This is a genomic window from Pseudomonas sp. CC6-YY-74, from assembly GCF_002025205.1.
Taxonomy (GTDB): Bacteria; Pseudomonadota; Gammaproteobacteria; order Pseudomonadales; family Pseudomonadaceae; genus Aquipseudomonas; species Aquipseudomonas paeninsulae.
Genome location: NZ_CP019947.1, coordinates 179,684 through 196,974, shown reverse-complemented (window position 1 = coordinate 196,974; position 17,291 = coordinate 179,684). Strand labels below are relative to the sequence as shown.

The window sequence follows — 17,291 nt, the reverse complement described above, 5'->3', positions numbered from 1 at the left end:
ACCTGATTGCGCGTTATTGCGTCCTGCTGCGTTATCCCCAATCAAGCAGTTCAGACCCCAGGTCCCTGCCGCAGGGCCTGCGGTGTGTCGACATCGGCGACTAGACCGTAGGCATCCAACTCAACACACAGCCGTGCGTTGGGGTGAGCCTTGACCACCCCACGGGCACCGCTGTCGCCGGTCAAGCGCGACAGTTCGGGCCAGAATTGCCGCCCGAAAATCACCGGATGACCTTGTTGACCTCTAGACACCGGCAGCACGATTCGCTCTGCACTGGCCTGTACTAGCAATTGTTGCAGACTGGCCTCATCCAGCCAGGGCATATCTCCGAGAAAAATCGCCACGGCTTCAGCCCGCGACACCTCGATCAAACGCTGGACTCCACTGGCCAGGCTGTGCCCCATCCCCAGGCCAGACTGCTCGCCAAAGACACATTGAACCGTCGCTGGCAGACCCAACGCGGTAGGGTCATCGCCTTTGCGCAGCACCACCAACACTTCGGCCAGTACTGCACAGGGAACTTCGAGGCTGGCCTCCAGCAACCTCTTGCCGCTGTCGAGAGTCGCCTGCCGTTTGTCGCTACCAAAACGCCGACTGACACCCGCAGCCAGCATCAGACCCGCCACATGGGTTATCCGTCCATTAACTTGCGTGTGCATGCCTGACTCACCCACCAATGATCTTCATCACCATCACATCCCCGGAAAAGGCTAATTCCTGCTTGTCCTCCAGCGCACGCTGCAGCAACTGCCGTAAGGCAGGCAAAGCCTGTTCATAGGGGGCGTCCAGCAGGTCGCCCAGAAAGTGGCGATTGCTCGACGAGAGGCAGCCATACAGCCAACCGCTCGAGGACAGGCGTAACCGCGAGCAGGTCCGACAAAACGGTGCGCTTTCGTTGGCGATGATGCCGAAATAGCCTCTGCCGGGAATTTCGAAACGCTGGGCCGTCGCGTCCAGAGCATTGTCAGCCTGGCGATAGGCATACCGCTCGGAAATCACCGAGAGGATCTCTGGCATACCATAGAACTGCTGGCGAAACGCGGCAGTATCAGAGGCCAGGTGACCCATGCGCATCAGCTCGATAAAACGCAGTTCAATGCCCCGATCCAGACAGTAGTCCAGCAGCGGCATAACCTGTTCGTGGTTCAGCCCGCGCAACGGCACCATATTGATCTTGATACGCAAGCCCGCCGCCAGACAGGCATCGATACCGCGCAACACCTCAGCCAGGTCGCCACCTCGAGCGATCCGCCGAAATGCAGCCGCGTCCAAGCTGTCGAGCGAAACGTTGAGACGCCGCACGCAACTCTCAAGCAGCACAGGTAGTTTGCGCTCAAGCAACTGGCCATTAGTAGTCAGCGACACGTCCTGCAGCCCCAGTTGGCTAACCGCGCGAAGGAAGCCATCGAACAGCGGACTGATCAGCGGCTCGCCACCAGTGATGCGCAGCTTGTCCAGGCCCGTGACGTCTTTCAGGTAGGTGACAGCCCTGACCAGCTTGTTCAGGGCAAGGCATCACGCTGGGCGGTCAGGCGCTTACCATCCGGCACGCAGTAGGTGCAGGCGTAGTTGCAGGCAGAGGTCAGGCTCACCCGCAGATTGCGAAAGCGCCTGCCTTGTTTATCGACGATCACGCTCGCCCCCTGGGCTTCAACTGGCAATGTCGATCTTCAACGGGACGGGTTGCTCCTTCGCGTGCACCACACCGTTCTTGATGGCAACGATTTCCGCCATCAACGATAGGGCGATTTCGACCGGCGTATGACTCCCGATATACAGGCCAACAGGTCCATGCAAACGGCTGATTTCTGCGTCAGTCATGCCGAGTTGGGCGAGGTAGCCACGACGTTTGTCGGTGGTCTGTCGCGAGCCCAGAGCGCCCACATAGAACGCTCGCGACTGCAACGCTGTAAGCAGGGCCATGTCGTCCAGGCGCGGGTCGTGGGTCAGGGTAACAATGGCCGTACGTTCATCCGGCACGATACTCAGCACGGCGTCATCCGGCATGCCAGTCACCTGGATCACAGCCGGATTATCCCACTCCGCGGAAAAACTGCTGCGCGGGTCGCACACTAGTACCTCGAAGCCGAGCATCAGGGCAATTTCCGCCACGTAACGCGACAGTTGTCCGGCACCAATCATCATTAAACGCCAGCGCGGGCCATAAATGACCCGCAGGCATTGCTCGTCAAAAGCGAAGGTGTCATCCGCCGCCGCATCGCGAAGCTGCACCTCGCCGCTGGCCAGGTCCAACTCACGCACGCTGAGCTGATGGCGCGCGCAGCGCGCGATTGCATCTTCGACCCAGGCAGGATCACCCACCAGCTCCTCGGTAAGGCGCAGGGTGCCACCGCACGGCAAGCCAAACCGCGCGGCTTCTTCGCGGGTCATGCCATAGGTAATCAGACCGACCGTCAGCCCCGGCTCCTCGTGCCGCCCGTCTAGCTGCCGTTGGATCAAATCGTCCTCGATGCAGCCGCCGGAAACCGAACCGATCACCACTCCATCGTCGCGCAGCGCCAGCATCGAGCCCGGCGGACGCGGCGCGCTGCCCCAGGTCTGCACCACGGTATACAACCGTACCTGATGACCCGCCCGTCGCCAGGCGAGTACGCGGGTCAACACATCGAGGTCGACGTTATCCATCAGGCACTGCCCTTCCAACCACTCAATTGCTTGCGGATCGGCAGCTCACGGATGCGCTTGCCGGTAGCGTTGAAGATCGCATTGCACAGGGCCGGAGCGATCGGCGGTAAGCCTGGCTCACCGACACCGCCCAAGGGCTGATCGCCAGCCGGCGTGACCAGATGCACGGCGACCGACTTCGGCGCCAATGGCATGCGGGGTATTTCGTAATTGTGGAAATTGTCTTGCTGCACACGACCATTCTTGAAGCTGATCTCACCGGTCGTGGCCAGACCAATACCCATGACGCATGCGCCTTCAAGCTGCGAACGAATGCGCTCAGGGTTGATCTGCGGGCCGCAATCAATTGCGATCACCGCATCATGGACAATCAGTTTGCCATCATCCTTGACCTCGACCTCGAGCACTGCCGCCACATAGGAGACGAAGCTGTAGTGGGCGGCAATCCCCTGAGCGCGTCCCTTGGGCAAGGATTTGCCCCAATTGGCCTTGCTCGCCGCCTCTTCGATTACCGCACGCATGCGACCGATATCCACCGGGTAACGCTCCGGCGATTCACCGTAGTTCCAGGTGTCGCTGAGCGCCTGTGGATCAATCTGGCGTGCCGGCCCCAACAAACGCAGCAGGTAATCTTTCTGGTCGGCACCGGCGGCAGCGGCTAGCTCAGCGACGAAACTCTGCTCAGCGAAGGCATAGGGAATGTTATGCACCGAACGGAACCAGCCCACCCGGGTGTGGGCAAAGGCTTCCGGGTTCTCCAGGCGCACATTGGCCACGTTGAACGGCGTTGCGACGAACCCCATACCCAGCTCGAACGCCGCCTGATGCCCTGAGTCCGCTCCGAACAGCGAAGTAATGCTCGGCGATACCGAACGATGCAGCCAAGCGGTGGGCAGCCCATCATCGCCCAGTGCCGCCTCCAGATGTTGCGCCGAAACCGTATGGAAGTAAGAGAAATGCACGTCATCTTCACGGGTCCACTGCACCCGCAAATGACGACCAGGAAACTCCTTGGCCAGGATCGCCGCTTCGATGACGAAATCCGGTTTGGATTTACGTCCGAAACCACCACCCAACAGGGTCACGTTGACCGTGACATTCTCGAATGGCACCTTCAGCCGCGTCGCCACCCGCTCACGGGTGACCTGAGGTGCCTGCACCGGTGCCCACACTTCACAGCGGCCGTCCTTGAACAAGGCAGTAGATACCGGTGGTTCCATCGGTGCCTGGGTCAAGTGCGGCAGGTAATAGTCGACCTTGACTTGCTTGCCCCCCTTGTCGAAGACCGCCTGCACGTTACCCATGTTGCGCACGACTTTGCCCGGTGACTGCGCGGTCTTCAGCAGACCTTGCTTGAAGGTTTCGGAGTCATAACTGCCATTGGGGCCATCGTTCCACTCCAGTACCAGTGCCTCACGGCCTTTTATGGCCGCCCAGGTATTGCTGGCGACCACCGCAATCCCACCAAGGGGCTGGAACTCGGACGGAATGGGCGTACTCTCGATCTCGATGATCTTGAGCACACCTGGCACCTTGAGTGCGGCTGCACTGTCGACGCTTTTCAGCGTGCCACCATAGACCGGCGGACGGGCCACTACGGCGTACAACATATCGTCGAAACGGGCGTCAAAGCCGAAACGAGCCTTGCCGGTCACGATGTCCTGGCCATCAATGGCCCGGTTCGAATCCTTGCCGATATAGCGAAACTGCTCAGGCTTCTTGAGTACCAGGCTCTCACGCGCGGGAACCGGCAACTGCGCGGCAGTCTCGGCCACAGCGCCATAGGTCAGGCTGCGTCCGCTGGACGCGTGCAGTACCTGGCCCAGTTCGGCACGGCATTCGTCGGCGGCAACGCCCCATTGCTGGGCGGCGGCCTGGACCAACATGGCCTTCGCCGAGGCACCAGACCGACGCATCGGTTCGAACCAGTGGCGCATGCTGCGCGAACCATCGGTGTCCTGGTTGCCATATCGCGCCTCGTCGCCGGGTGCTTGGGCAACCTTGACCTTGGCCCAGTCGACGTCCATCTCATCGGCCACCACCATAGCCAGGCTGGTACGTACGCCCTGACCCATCTCCGAGCGATTGCACATAACCGTCAGGCTGCCGTCCTTGCCAACGCTTATATAGACCTTGGGATTATCGACCCAGCCATGGGGCATGGCCTCGGCACCATAGACCTTGGGGTCGTCTGCGAACGCATTGCGCATACCCCAGTTAGCCGCAATCACCAGTGCGCCAGTCAGGCCCATACCCTTGAGCAGCTTACGGCGGCTGAGATTGAAGGCGACGAAGTCATCCGGATGATGGCTCATGAGCGCGCCTCCTTCAGGCTGACAGCAGCCTCTTTGATCGCATCCTTGATCCGGTTATAGGTACCACAACGGCAGATATTCCCGGCCATGGCCGCTTCAATCTGCGCATCATCCGGCGCTGGATTGCTTTTCAACAACGCAGTGGCAGACATGATCTGACCACCCTGGCAATAACCACACTGGGCCACGGCCTTGTTCAGCCAGGCCTGCTGCACCACCTGGCCAACAGCGTCGCTGTGCAAGTTGTCGATGGTCGTGACCTGCTTGCCCACGGCAGAGCTGATCGGGGTGATGCACGAACGAGTCGGTTGCCCATCTATATGAATGGTGCATGCCCCGCACAGCCCCACACCGCAGCCGAACTTGGTGCCGGTGTAGCCAGCTAGGTCGCGAATGGCCCACAGCAAGGGCATATCCTCGGGGGCATCCAATTGATGCAACTGCTCATTCAGGCGTAACGAAATCATGGCTATAGCCTCTGGGTCTGATCGGTTATGCGCTTGCGTCGATCTCAACGCGAGCCCGACTTGCATGGAATACCTGCAGGTATCGGCAATAACTCGCCCACAGGGGGATGTGAACATCAAGGGTGCGGCCGTGATTGCCGAAACCTCTTGTCAGCAGCCTGCCCTCAAGAAAAAGCAGATCCAGCCTCCTCGGAAAGAACCACGCATGGCCGCCACGGCCCAGGCACTTAAAGCCGTTTGATGTGCAGGTGAATAGAACACTTACCTCAATAAGTATGGCCACAGATGGACTGCTTCTAAATGACGAGACCTGGATTACAGAATTCCTTTTTATGGAATTATGTACACATGATAATTGGCGCTTACCTACGTATTGGCGGCGCTGCAGCCAATACGTAGGTAAGCCAGGGTAGATGGCGAAGGTGGAATACTCGTCCTGAATCGCCTGGTACTTGCCGTTTCCCGTTCAGGACTGGTGGCCTGAACGGTTAGTGGGTTAACTCAAGTGCGGGTGTCGGGGGGGGGCCTGAGACAAGCCGCTGCGACGAGCCATAGCGGGTGAGGGCGAGGCGCGGCAACGTAGCATCAGGACTTTAGGCGCCGAAATTGATTAAGTGAACTAGCCACACAGGCCACTAGGGCTTTTGCCAGCGCTCGGCCGCCTGCTGATCGCTGTTGCGTCCCTCGACCCAGCACGATCCCTCGGCCGTGTCTTCCTTCTTCCAGAACGGCGCGCGGGTCTTCAGGTAGTCCATGACGAAGGCGCACGCCTCGAACGCGGCCTGACGATGGGCGCTGGCGGTGCCGACGAACACGATGGGGTCACCCGGCTCCAGGCGACCTATACGGTGGATAATCTGGATATTCAGCAGCGGCCAGCGCTGCTCGGCCTCGACCGCGATCTTGGCCAGGGATTTCTCGGTCATGCCGGGGAAGTGTTCGAGAAACATACCGCCGACTTCGCGGCCCGCGTTGAAATCGCGCACATAGCCGATGAAGCTGACCACCGCGCCTACACCGACGTTCGCCGCATGCAGCGCGTTGACTTCAACCCCCGGATCGAAGGCCTCGATCTGCACTCGAATGGTCATAAAAAATTGTCCTCAAAGCGTAAACGGGGAAGACGTAGGCCGGGTTAATGATGCAGAACCGTAGCCAGAGCCATGGACACGGTCTGTCGCGGCTAAAGCCCCTCCCACAAATGTGTGGCCACTTGTGGGAGGGGCTTTAGCCGCGATGGCAGCGAACTCAGCCGCCGGTCACGGTGGGAAAGAAGGCCACTTCATCACCCTCCTCCAGCGGTTCGTCGAGGCTGCACAACTCCTGATTGCGTGCACACATCAGGTTCTGCTCGGCCAACACCTGCCACACCCCACCACGAGCCAGCAGGTGCTGGCGCAGGTCATCAAGGGTAGCGAGCTCCTGGGTATCGCTCAGTTGCTCACCATCCAGGCCCAGCGCCTCGCGGTAACGGGCGAAATACTGCACATGAATCATTGCTCGTCCTCGGCCTTGTAGTGACCACTCTTGCCGCCCAGCTTCTCCAGCAGGCGCACGCTTTCGATGACCATGCCGCGATCCACCGCCTTGCACATGTCGTAGATGGTCAGGGCAGCGACACTGGCGGCGGTCAGGGCTTCCATTTCCACCCCGGTCTGCCCGCTCAGCTTGCAGCGCGCGGTGATCTGCACGGCATCATCGCCATGGGCGAGCAATTCGACCTTGACGCTGCTCAACATCAGCGAATGACAGAGCGGGATCAGGTCAGCGGTCTTCTTGGCGGCCTGGATGCCGGCGATACGCGCCACGGCGAACACATCGCCCTTGGGATGCGCGCCATCGACGATCATCTGCAGGGTCTGCGGGCGCATGCGCACGAGGGCTTGAGCCACGGCCTCACGGACGGTCAGCGCTTTATCGCTGACATCGACCATGGTGGCGTGACCTTGGGAATCGAGATGGGTTAGCACAGGTTTACTCCAGGCAGGGATCGGCCGATTGTAAACCCAGCAGTCCAGATATGGCAGCAGCAAGCTGCAAGCCTGGCTGCTGCGCGTTCAACTCGCAGCTTAGGGCTTGCAGCTTACCGCTCACCGCCTCCTACATATGGGTTTCGGCAAATTCCGCCAGGATCGAGCGCGGCACCCCTTGCAGGGTGATGTGCACGCCGTGGGAGAAGTCCTTGAAGCGTTCGGTGAGGTAGGTCAGGCCCGAGCTGGGCGCCGACAGGTAGGGCGTATCGATCTGCGCCAGGTTACCCAGGCAGATCACCTTGGAGCCGGTGCCGGCACGGGTGATGATGGTCTTCATCTGATGCGGCGTGAGGTTCTGACACTCGTCGATCAGGATCAGACTCTGCTGGAAGCTGCGCCCACGGATGTAGTTAAGCGATTTGAACTGCAGCGGCACCTTCTGCAGGATGTAGTCGACGCTGCCGTGGGTGTTCTCGTCATCCATGTGCAACGCTTCCAGGTTGTCGGTAATGGCGCCGAGCCAGGGCTCCATCTTCTCCGCTTCGGTGCCGGGCAGGAAGCCGATCTCCTGGTCCAGCCCCTGTACGCTGCGGGTGGCGATAATCCTCCGATAGCGCTTGCTGACCATGGTCTGCTCGATGGCCGCGGCCAGGGCCAGGATGGTCTTGCCCGAACCGGCGGCACCGGTCAGGTTGACCAGGTGGATGTCTGGGTCGAGCAAGGCGAACAGCGCCAGCGCCTGGTGAATATCCCGTGGGCGCAGACCCCAGGCCTCCTGATGCAGCAAAGGCTCCTGATGCAGATCGAGGATCAGTAATTCATCGGCCTCGATGCCCTTGATCCAGCCGACGAAGCCCTGCTCGTCGATGATGAACTCGTTGATATGGACTGCCGGCAGGTTATCGATCAGTTGCACCCGGTGCCAGGTGCGGCCGTGATCCTGGCGGGTCTCGACCTTGCTCACGCGGTCCCAGAACGAACCGTCCATGCTGTGATAACCCTTGGACAGCAGCGACACATCGTCGACCAGCTGGTCGGTGTGGTAGTCCTCCGAGTCGATACCGCAGGCGCGCGCCTTCAGGCGCATGTTGATGTCCTTGGTCACCAGCACCACGAACATGTCCGGGCGACGGGCTTTCAGCTCGACCAGCTGGTTGATGATCTTGTTGTCGTTGAGATCCTCCGGCAGCCAGGTAATGGGCGAGGCACTTTTAGTCATGAGAATCGAGAGAAAACCACAAGGCCCGCTCTTCTCACGCTGGATCGCGACACCATGCTCCACTTCCTCGGGCGTGGCACTGCCCAGGATCTTGTCGATCAAACGAATAGCCTGCCGGCACTCAGCGGCGACGCCTTGCTTGCCGGTTTTCAGCTTGTCCAACTCCTCCAGCACGGTCATCGGGATGGCGACGTGGTGCTCCTGAAAATTCAGCAGCGCATTGGGATCGTGGATCAACACATTGGTGTCGAGGGCGTAGAGGGTTGGAGCGGTGGGCTTGAAGCTTCCGTGGTCATCCATACTCGGTCACCTTCTTATAGGAGCCAAGCGACGGAATGCCTGAGCAGCGCTCCGCCGCGGGGACCACCGACCGCTCAGATGGGGACTGAGCTGATGCAAGCAAGGTGAAGGGTCGCCACCTGTCTGCAGGGTTCGGCGGTCTATCTTTTAGATACTCCAAAAACCATGACAGGCGAATGTTTTTTTTATTTATTTCAGTTTATTCGTCGCCGCGACGAATAGCGCTTGGCGACCCGCAAAAGCGCCGCTAAAGTCAGGAGTTCTACCCGCACTCGCGGCGAAAAAAAATCCCACCTCAGTAGCGCCATCACCACTCGTTTTCAGCACAACGATTGACTTCAATAGTCACGTGCACCAACTCGCCGATCCCCGCCAGCCTGGCCTTGTAGCGATCCGCAGAGATATCGCCATGGGTCACCACGCTGATAATGCAGGCGTACTGCGCGCGACCGACTCGCCACAGGTGCAAATCCGCCAGCTCGGTGTCCGCTTCCTGCGCCAGGGCGCTGCGCACACGCACCACCACGGGGCTGTCCATCTCCCGATCGAGCAACACCGTGGCGGTGTCGATTAACAAGCCCTTGGCCCATACCGCGATGATCAGCGCACCGATCACGCCCATCAGCGGGTCGAGCCAGCTCCAGCCGAACAGCAGGCCACCGAGCAGGGCAATGATCGCCGCCACCGAGGTCAGCGCATCGGCCAGCACATGGATAAAAGCGGCATGCCGATTGAGGTCTTTTCCGGCAATCGGGGTCGAGTGATCGTGATCGGCATGCGCATGCCCGTGGCCATGCGCGTGCTCATGTTGGTCGCGCAGCAGCCAGGCCGACAGCAGATTGACCAGTAGACCGACCACCGCCACCCACAGCGCCACGTCAAAGGCGATCACCTGCGGCTGCCACAGTCGCCACAACGACTCGAACGCCAGCATCGCCACCACCACCAGCAACAGCAGCGAACTGGCGAAACCAGCCAGCACCTCGATCTTCCAGGTGCCGAAGGCGAAACGCGGATCATCGGCGTAACGCCGCGCCAGCAAATAGGCCAGGGCTGTCAGGCCGATGGCGAGCATATGCGACGCCATGTGCCAGCCATCGGCGAGCAGGGCCATGGAGTTGAAGGCATAACCGGCGGCGATTTCCACCAGCATGGTCACCCCGGTCAGCGCGGCTACCAGCCAGGCTTGGCGTTCGGTGCGGGTTTCCAGCGGCCGGTAATCGTGGGCGGGTTGCCAACGCGAATGATTGCAGGCGGTCATGGTAGCTCCTTGAAGGTTTTGACCTGGGCAAACTACAACCCCGTGGCGGCCCCCAGGTCAAGCGCAGCGGTGTCCGGGTCGGGATGCCCACCCTCGCTAAGCAATTTCATGGGCAGTCTCGGCCGTCCTAAGCGTCTGGCAGCCTGGCGGGCTGCTAGAATCGCGGCCAAGACTTTCAGGAGCAGACTTTATGCTGATGGTTATTTCCCCGGCCAAGACCCTCGATTACCAGACGCCGCCGGTGACCCAGCGCTATACCCAGCCCGAGCATCTCGACCACGCCCAGGATCTGATCGGCCAATTGCGCGACTTCACGCCCCTGCAGATTGCCGAACTGATGCACCTGTCGGACAAGCTCGCCGGCCTGAATGCCGCGCGTTTTGGCAGCTGGACGAATAATTTCACCCCGGAAAATGCCAAGCAGGCACTGCTGGCGTTCAAGGGCGATGTCTACACCGGGCTGAACGCCGAAGACTTCAGCGCAGCCGACTTCGATTTCGCCCAGGGACACCTGCGCATGCTCTCCGGCCTCTACGGCGTGTTGCGGCCACTGGACCTGATGCAGCCCTATCGCCTGGAGATGGGCACCAAGTTGGCCAATCCGCGCGGTAACAACCTCTACGACTTCTGGGGTGAGCGCATCAGTGGCTGGCTGAATGACGCGCTGGCCGCCCAGGGTGACGACGTGCTGCTCAACCTGGCCTCCAACGAGTATTTCAGTGCGGTGAAACGCAAGGTGCTCAACGCGCGAATCATCGACACCGAGTTCAAGGACCTGAAAAACGGTCAGTACAAGATCATCAGCTTCTACGCCAAGAAGGCCCGCGGCCTGATGGCGCGCTATGTGATCAAAGAGCGCCTGAGCAATGCCGAGAGTCTCAAGGACTTCGCCGCACAGGGTTACCGCTACTCGGCGGAGCACTCGAAAACCGACAAACTGGTGTTTCTGCGCGACCTCCCGCAAGACTGATCCCGCCTCCACTCCCCCGCTCCGGGCCGCCGCACGGCCCGCTGTACCCCACCCGCCGGCAATTCAAATACCTGCACAAACAATCTGATTAATTAATTAACCCTGCTTATTGAACTTTCCGAACGCTTAATACACCGCGCGGGCATTGCATAAGTAATGCCATTCCATATTGCTATCGACGCGTAATTACCCGCCACTATTAAAATAATCAGCTCAATTTAAAAAAAAGACCAGCGGCAGGAACTATAGGGAAAAGCGCCCACTCCTATCAACGTAACATGCTACTTAATTAAACTTTTTCGCGAAGCAACCTGCTGCTAATTACCGGACAACAGTCCGTCAGGTTATTTCAATCAGATTAACGTTGAAGCGAAATTACAGGAGCACTTTCACCGTTCAAATGACCTACCGAGACCCAAGAGCCAGAGCCTCCTAGGCCAGCAGCTGCTTGGCTCGATAGCAGAATAGGGCGCGCTGCATATTAAACGCCCAGTTCCGGCCTCCTCTTGCGGATGCCAGAAATTTCTCATGCCTAAATTAATTCAGTCGCACCATCGACATGAATTAACTGAACGATTGTGGCCAAAAAGCCACTATTAAATTGTGCAATAAATCGACGAGGTAATACGATGCGAATCAGTATCTTTGGCTTGGGTTATGTGGGTGCCGTGTGCGCCGGTTGTTTATCGGCCCGCGGCCATGACGTGGTCGGGGTAGACATCTCGGCAGCCAAGATCGACCTGATTAACAACGGCAAATCGCCCATAGTCGAACCCGGCCTGGAAGTATTACTGCAGCAGGGTCTGAACTCTGGCCACCTGCGCGGCACCACCGATGTTGCCGACGCGATTCGTGACACCGAGGTCTCGTTTATTTGCGTCGGTACGCCGAGCAAAAAGAACGGCGATCTGGAACTGGATTACATCGAAGGCGTGTGCCGCGAAATCGGCTTCGCCATGCGCAACAAGCCCGAACGGCATACCGTGGTAGTCCGCAGCACCGTGCTGCCGGGCACCGTGAAGAACGTGGTGATTCCGATCCTCGAAGACTGCTCGGGCAAGAAAGCCGGTGTCGATTTCGGCGTGGCGGTGAACCCCGAGTTCCTCCGCGAAAGCACCGCGATCCAGGACTACGATTTCCCGCCGATGACCGTGATCGGCGAACTGGATACCGCCGCCGGTGACCTGCTGGAAAGCATCTACAGCGAACTCGACGCGCCGGTGATCCGCAAGGACATCGATGTCGCCGAGATGATCAAGTACACCTGTAACGTCTGGCACGCCACCAAGGTGACCTTCGCCAACGAGATCGGCAACATCGCCAAGGCGGTAGGGGTCGACGGCCGCGAAGTGATGGACGTGATCTGCCAGGATCACAAGCTCAACCTCTCCAAGTACTACATGAAGCCCGGCTTCGCCTTCGGTGGCTCCTGCCTGCCGAAAGACGTGCGCGCCCTGTCCTATCGCGCCAGCTCGCTGGACGTCGAAGCGCCGCTGATTGGTTCGTTGATGCGCAGCAACGTGGTCCAGGTGCAGAACGCCTTCGACATCATCTCCAGCCACGACAAGCGCAAGGTCGCCCTGCTCGGCTTGAGCTTCAAGTCCGGCACCGATGACCTGCGCGAAAGCCCGCTGGTAGAGCTGGCCGAAATGCTCATCGGCAAGGGCTTCGAGCTGAGCATCTACGACAGCAACGTCGAATATGCCCGCGTCTATGGCGCCAACAAGGAGTACATCGAATCGAAGATCCCGCATGTCTCCTCACTGCTCAACAGTGACTTCGATGCGGTAGTCGACAACGCCGAGATCATCGTGCTCGGCAATGGCGATGTGCGCTTTGCTTCCCTGGCGCAACAGCCGCTCGCTGGCAAGCACGTAGTCGACCTGGTCGGCTTCATGCCAACGGCCTCCCGTACGGGTGCCGAAGGTATCTGCTGGTAAACCAGCCTGTCAGCCAGTTGAGCCGAACCTTGGGCGCGCGAGCAGCACCCTCGCCCAGGGTTCTTCCGGCGCTTCCGGCGCACACGATGGATATGCATATGCAAACAAGCACGCTAAAAACCGTCCTCCTAGAGGCCGCAGGTTGGCTGTTCTACCTATCACTGCTGATGTTGCTCGCGTTGGCGCTGCCCAGGAGCGTGTTCGACCCTGAGTCGCGCGACTATCTCCTGCTGATCGGCGCAGTGGGCATCTGGCGTTATTCCATGGGTGCGGTGCACTTTGTCCGCGGCATCCTGTTTCTCTATGTGGTTTACCCCTATTACCGCCGCAAGGTGCAAAAACTCGGCACGGACGCTGACCCTTCTCAGGTGTTTCTGCTAGTCACCAGCTTCCGCATCGATGCGTTGACCACCGCCCAGGTGTACCGCTCGGTGATTCGCGAGGCGATTGACTGCGGCTACCCGACGACGGTGGTGTGTTCCATCGTCGAGCTGTCCGATGAACTGCTGGTGAAGAACCTCTGGGCGCGGATGAACCCGCCAGAGCATGTCAAGCTGGACTTCGTGCGCATTCCCGGCACGGGCAAGCGTGATGGCCTGGCCTTCGGTTTTCGCGCCATCTCCCGGAAAATTCCGGATGCGAACGCGGTGGTCGCGGTGATCGATGGCGACACCGTGCTGGGTGCAGGCGCGGTACGCAAGACCGTGCCCTGGTTCAAGTTGTTCCCGAATGTCGGCGGCCTGACCACCAACGAGTTCTGCGAGGTGCGCGGCGGCTACATCATGAGCGAGTGGCATCAGCTGCGCTTCGCCCAGCGCCACCTCAACATGTGCTCGATGGCGCTGTCCAAGCGTGTGCTGACCATGACCGGACGCATGTCGGTATTTCGCGCCGAAGTGGTGACCAACCCTACGTTCATTGCCGATGTCGAAAGCGATCACCTCGACCACTGGCGTCTGGGCCGTTTCCAGTTCCTTACCGGCGACGACAAGTCGAGCTGGTACAGCTTGATGAGCCTGGGCTACGACACCTTCTACGTGCCGGATGCGGCGATCAATACGGTCGAGCATCCGCCGGAGAAGAGCTTCATCAAGGCCAGTCGCAAGCTGATGTTCCGCTGGTATGGCAACAACCTGCGGCAGAACGCCCGCGCCCTGCGCCTGGGCACCGGCCGTTTGGGCTGGTTCACCAGCGTGGTGCTGTTCGACCAGCGCGTATCGATGTGGACCAGCCTGCTCGGCCTGAGCGTGGCGATTATCGCCAGCCTCAAGTACGGCGCCGGGTTCTTCCTTGCCTACCTGCTGTGGATCGGTCTGACCCGGCTGGTGCTGACTCTGTTGCTGAGCGTCAGCGGCCACCGCATCGGCCCGGCCTACCCGGTGATTCTCTTTTACAACCAGATCGTCGGCGCGATGGTGAAGATCTACGTGTTCTTCCGCCTCGACCAGCAGTCCTGGACCCGTCAGCCGACCAAGCTCGATCGCGGCCTAGTGAGTTTCCAGCGTTGGTTCAATACCTGGTCCTCGCGCTCCATGACTTTTGCTGCCGGCAGCGTGTTTATCGCTGCGCTTCTGATGCTGGTGTGACCGGTACCCGACCGGAACCTTTTTCGAACAGGAAATTGCAACCATGAATACAGCTGTCAACGTCAATGTGGTCCATGAATCAGAAGCCCAGCGCCAGCACGCCCGGGTCAAGCTCCCGGCCGTGTTGCGCTACCTGACGAAAAACCGCGAGCGCATCGAAGCCAACACCCTCGATATCTCCGCCGGTGGCTTCAGCTTCAGCGCCAACAATCAGTCGGCGCAGGTCGGCGACTTTCATAAAGGCCGCCTGCAGTTCAGGCTGGACAGCCTTGACCTGGGCATCGACATCGAATTCCAGGTGCGTTCGGTTGATACCGAAAACGCCCGCGTCGGCTGCCAGTTCCACAACATCAAGCCACGCGAGCTGGCCACCCTGCGCTACCTGATTAGCTCCTTCCTCGGCGGCGAACTGGTCAGCACGGGCGACCTGCTGAGTACCTTGCAGCGGGAAAACTTCACCAAAGAGCGCAAGAACGGCGCGGGTAACTCCGGCATGGGCGCGCTCGGTCGGCTCAAGGCCGTGAGCTTCAGCCTGGCGATTTTCCTGGTCGGCCTGGCCGCCTTCGGATTTATTTTCAAGTCGATCTACGGCATGTATTTCGTGACCCACGCCCAATCGGCCCTGGTCAACGTACAGAGCCTGGAAGTGACCATGCCGCGTGAAGGCACCGTAGAGAGCCTGTTCGGCCCGGACGCCATGGTCGAGAAAGGTGCGCCCATCGCGACCTTCTCCGCCAGCATGCTGGAGATGCTCAAGGGCCATCTGGATAATGAACAACTGTCTCCCGCCAATGTCGAAGTTCTGTTCGGCAAGCAAATGAAGGGCACCCTGACCAGCCCGTGCAATTGCAAGGTGGCACGTCAGTTGGTGGCCGACGGCCAGTTTGCCACCAAGGGCGATGTGATCTTCGAGCTGGTGCCGCAAGACACCAAGGCCACGGTGCTGGCCAGCTTCCCCTATCGCGACTTCTCCCGCGCTCGCCCTGGCAGCCGTGCCAGCTTCTGGGTGGCCGGTGAGGACTCTCCACGCTACGGCACTATCGTCAGCAGCAGCCTGCATCAAGGCGGCTTGTCGGCAGATATCCGGGTCTTGATCGAGCCGGAACAGAGCCTCGATAGCCGCCTCGCCGGCCAGCCAGTGGAAGTCACCCTCGACCGCGGCCCGTCGTTCGACTGGTTGTTCGACAAGGCCGTGGCGAAAGGTCTCTAAGGAGGACGCAACAATGGCGACTATCGACCCCCGTCTCATGCACGCAGCGCCCTTGCTGGCGCTCTCCCTGGCCATGACCCTCGCCGGTTGCGCCGGGCTGCCGGACGAGCGCCTGGCCGCCGAAGCGCTGAAGCGCGGCGACACCAGCACTGCCGAGCAGAACTACCGCCAACTGGCTGAATTGGGCTACGTCAAGTCGCAGGTCGGCCTGGCCGATCTGCAATTGGCCAGCGGCACGCCGGAAGACCTGGAGAAGGCCGAACAGACTTACCGCTTAGCCCTTGACCAGTCGCCGCGGGCCCGGGCGCGCCTGGGCAAATTGCTCGCGCGCAAAGTGGACGCCAGCCAGGCCGAGCGCCTTGAAGCGGCCGAGTTGCTGAATGACGCATTCACCGCGGGAGAGCAAAGCAGCCTGTTGCCGCTGGTCATGCTCTACCTGCAATACCCACAGGATTTCCCCGGTATGAACGTGCAAGAACGCATCTCCACCTGGCGCGAGCAAGGCCATACCCAGGCCGATCTGGCACAAATCCTGCTCTATCGCACCCAGGGCAACTACGACCAGCACCTGGGTGAAATCGAACAAATCTGCCAAGGCCTGATTGCCGAAGCCGATGTCTGCTACGTCGAACTGGCCACCGTGTATCAGAAGCAAGACCAGGCCGACAAACAGCAAGCCCTGCTGCAACGCCTGATGGCGGGCTACCGCAGCGCTGTCGTGAGCCCGGAACGGGTGGATGACGTCGCCCAGGTGCTGGCCGACGCCGAGCTGGGCACGCCGGATGAAGAGCGAGCCCAGGAACTGCTCGAAACCATCGCCCCGACCTATCCGGCCGCTTGGGTCAGCCTGGCGCGCCTGCTCTATGACTACCCGGGCCTGGGCGACATCGACACCCTGATGGGTTACCTCGACAAAGGTCGCGCCGCGGCGCTGCCGCGCGCCGAACTGTTGCTCGGCCGCCTGTACTACGAAGGCAAGCTGGTACCACAGGACCCCCACAAGGCCGAAGAGCATCTGCGCAAGGCCGCGCCCAGCCAACCCAGCGCCAACTACTTCCTCGGCCAGATCTACCTGCGTGGCTACCTCGGCGACATTTACCCGCAGAAGGCCCTGGATCATTTGCTCAGCGCCGCTCGTAACGGCCGGACCAGCGCCGACTTCGCCCTCGCCCAGATGTACTCGCAAGGCAAGGGCGTGATTCCCGACCCGGTCAATGCCTTCGTCTTCAGCCAACTGGCGCTGCCGAAGAACACCCCGCGGGCCATCGAGCTGGCCCGCCTGATCGAACAACAACTGCAACCGGCCCAACGTACCCGAGCCGAACAACTGCTGCGCGATGAACGTCAACTGCGCGGCATCGTCGGGCAAGAGCAAAACCTGCGCCAGGTGCAAACCCAATGAAC

17 protein-coding genes are annotated in these 17,291 nt (G+C 60.2%); 6 read left to right on the top strand and 11 right to left on the bottom strand.

Translation table 11 applies throughout. The annotated features are described in order from the left end of the window. Positions 1–50: 50 nt before the first annotated feature. Genes B2D37_RS00930 through B2D37_RS00910 form a run of 6 tightly spaced genes read right to left on the bottom strand, consistent with a single transcriptional unit; the run spans position 51 to position 5,428 of the window. Entirely contained in the window at positions 51–659 is a 609-nt protein-coding gene (locus B2D37_RS00930) for an NTP transferase domain-containing protein (protein WP_256573132.1), read from the bottom strand. A 7-nt stretch (positions 660–666) separates the two neighbouring features. Then, on the bottom strand, positions 667–1,506 hold the full coding sequence (locus tag B2D37_RS00925) for a radical SAM protein (protein ID WP_154067020.1): 840 nt from the start codon (positions 1,504–1,506) through the stop codon (positions 667–669). After that, the gene (locus tag B2D37_RS24015; RefSeq protein WP_371915422.1) at positions 1,503–1,634 is read right to left on the bottom strand and encodes a hypothetical protein; all 132 of its coding nucleotides are present in this window, start codon (positions 1,632–1,634) and stop codon (positions 1,503–1,505) included. Before B2D37_RS24015 ends, B2D37_RS00925 begins: the two co-directional genes overlap by 4 nt. Positions 1,635–1,650: 16 nt before the next feature. Then, positions 1,651–2,646: an XdhC family protein gene (locus B2D37_RS00920; protein WP_079200957.1), complete on the bottom strand. Its 996-nt coding sequence runs from the start codon at positions 2,644–2,646 to the stop codon at positions 1,651–1,653. Beyond that, positions 2,646–4,961 carry a xanthine dehydrogenase family protein molybdopterin-binding subunit gene (locus B2D37_RS00915; protein ID WP_079200956.1) on the bottom strand — a complete coding sequence of 772 codons (2,316 nt, stop codon included), beginning with the start codon at positions 4,959–4,961 and terminating at the stop codon, positions 2,646–2,648. The genes B2D37_RS00920 and B2D37_RS00915 overlap by 1 nt, the downstream gene beginning before the upstream one ends. Continuing rightward, a complete protein-coding gene (locus tag B2D37_RS00910; protein WP_079200955.1) occupies positions 4,958–5,428 on the bottom strand; it encodes a (2Fe-2S)-binding protein in 471 nt (156 codons plus the stop codon). Before B2D37_RS00910 ends, B2D37_RS00915 begins: the two co-directional genes overlap by 4 nt. A 64-nt stretch (positions 5,429–5,492) precedes the next feature. Here B2D37_RS00910 and B2D37_RS00905 point away from each other — a divergent pair, with 64 nt between their 5' ends. Then, positions 5,493–5,669 (top strand): hypothetical protein, encoded by a 177-nt coding sequence (locus tag B2D37_RS00905; RefSeq protein WP_154067019.1) that lies wholly within the window; start codon positions 5,493–5,495, stop codon positions 5,667–5,669. Between the two features lie 394 nt (positions 5,670–6,063). Here B2D37_RS00905 and moaE read toward each other — a convergent pair whose 3' ends face one another. The 5 genes from moaE to dmeF form a co-directional block, all read right to left on the bottom strand. Beyond that, positions 6,064–6,519, bottom strand: coding sequence for a molybdopterin synthase catalytic subunit MoaE (moaE, locus tag B2D37_RS00900; RefSeq protein ID WP_079200953.1), 456 nt, complete (start codon positions 6,517–6,519; stop codon positions 6,064–6,066). A 157-nt stretch (positions 6,520–6,676) separates the two neighbouring features. Beyond that, positions 6,677–6,925, bottom strand: a complete 249-nt coding sequence (moaD, locus tag B2D37_RS00895) for a molybdopterin converting factor subunit 1 (RefSeq protein WP_079200952.1) — start codon at positions 6,923–6,925, stop codon at positions 6,677–6,679. Beyond that, positions 6,922–7,398: a cyclic pyranopterin monophosphate synthase MoaC gene (moaC, locus tag B2D37_RS00890; protein ID WP_079200951.1), complete on the bottom strand. Its 477-nt coding sequence runs from the start codon at positions 7,396–7,398 to the stop codon at positions 6,922–6,924. The genes moaD and moaC overlap by 4 nt, the downstream gene beginning before the upstream one ends. Positions 7,399–7,528: 130 nt before the next feature. After that, positions 7,529–8,920, bottom strand: coding sequence for a PhoH family protein (locus B2D37_RS00885; protein WP_079200950.1), 1,392 nt, complete (start codon positions 8,918–8,920; stop codon positions 7,529–7,531). Positions 8,921–9,227: 307 nt separating this feature from the next. After that, positions 9,228–10,181 carry a CDF family Co(II)/Ni(II) efflux transporter DmeF gene (gene dmeF, locus B2D37_RS00880; RefSeq protein ID WP_079200949.1) on the bottom strand — a complete coding sequence of 318 codons (954 nt, stop codon included), beginning with the start codon at positions 10,179–10,181 and terminating at the stop codon, positions 9,228–9,230. A gap of 190 nt (positions 10,182–10,371) precedes the next feature. Here dmeF and yaaA point away from each other — a divergent pair, with 190 nt between their 5' ends. From yaaA to algK, 5 genes are all read left to right on the top strand, one after another. Beyond that, positions 10,372–11,151, top strand: a complete 780-nt coding sequence (gene yaaA, locus B2D37_RS00875) for a peroxide stress protein YaaA (protein ID WP_079200948.1) — start codon at positions 10,372–10,374, stop codon at positions 11,149–11,151. A 629-nt stretch (positions 11,152–11,780) separates the two neighbouring features. Next, on the top strand, positions 11,781–13,091 hold the full coding sequence (locus tag B2D37_RS00870) for a nucleotide sugar dehydrogenase (protein WP_079200947.1): 1,311 nt from the start codon (positions 11,781–11,783) through the stop codon (positions 13,089–13,091). 98 nt (positions 13,092–13,189) lie between these two features. After that, the gene (gene alg8 / locus B2D37_RS00865) at positions 13,190–14,677 is read left to right on the top strand and encodes a mannuronan synthase (protein WP_154067018.1); all 1,488 of its coding nucleotides are present in this window, start codon (positions 13,190–13,192) and stop codon (positions 14,675–14,677) included. 43 nt (positions 14,678–14,720) lie between these two features. After that, complete coding sequence (locus B2D37_RS00860; protein ID WP_079200946.1) at positions 14,721–15,887, top strand: alginate biosynthesis protein Alg44; 1,167 nt, start codon at positions 14,721–14,723, stop codon at positions 15,885–15,887. A 13-nt stretch (positions 15,888–15,900) separates the two neighbouring features. Next, on the top strand, positions 15,901–17,289 hold the full coding sequence (algK, locus tag B2D37_RS00855) for an alginate biosynthesis TPR repeat lipoprotein AlgK (protein ID WP_079200945.1): 1,389 nt from the start codon (positions 15,901–15,903) through the stop codon (positions 17,287–17,289). Positions 17,290–17,291: the final 2 nt, after the last annotated feature.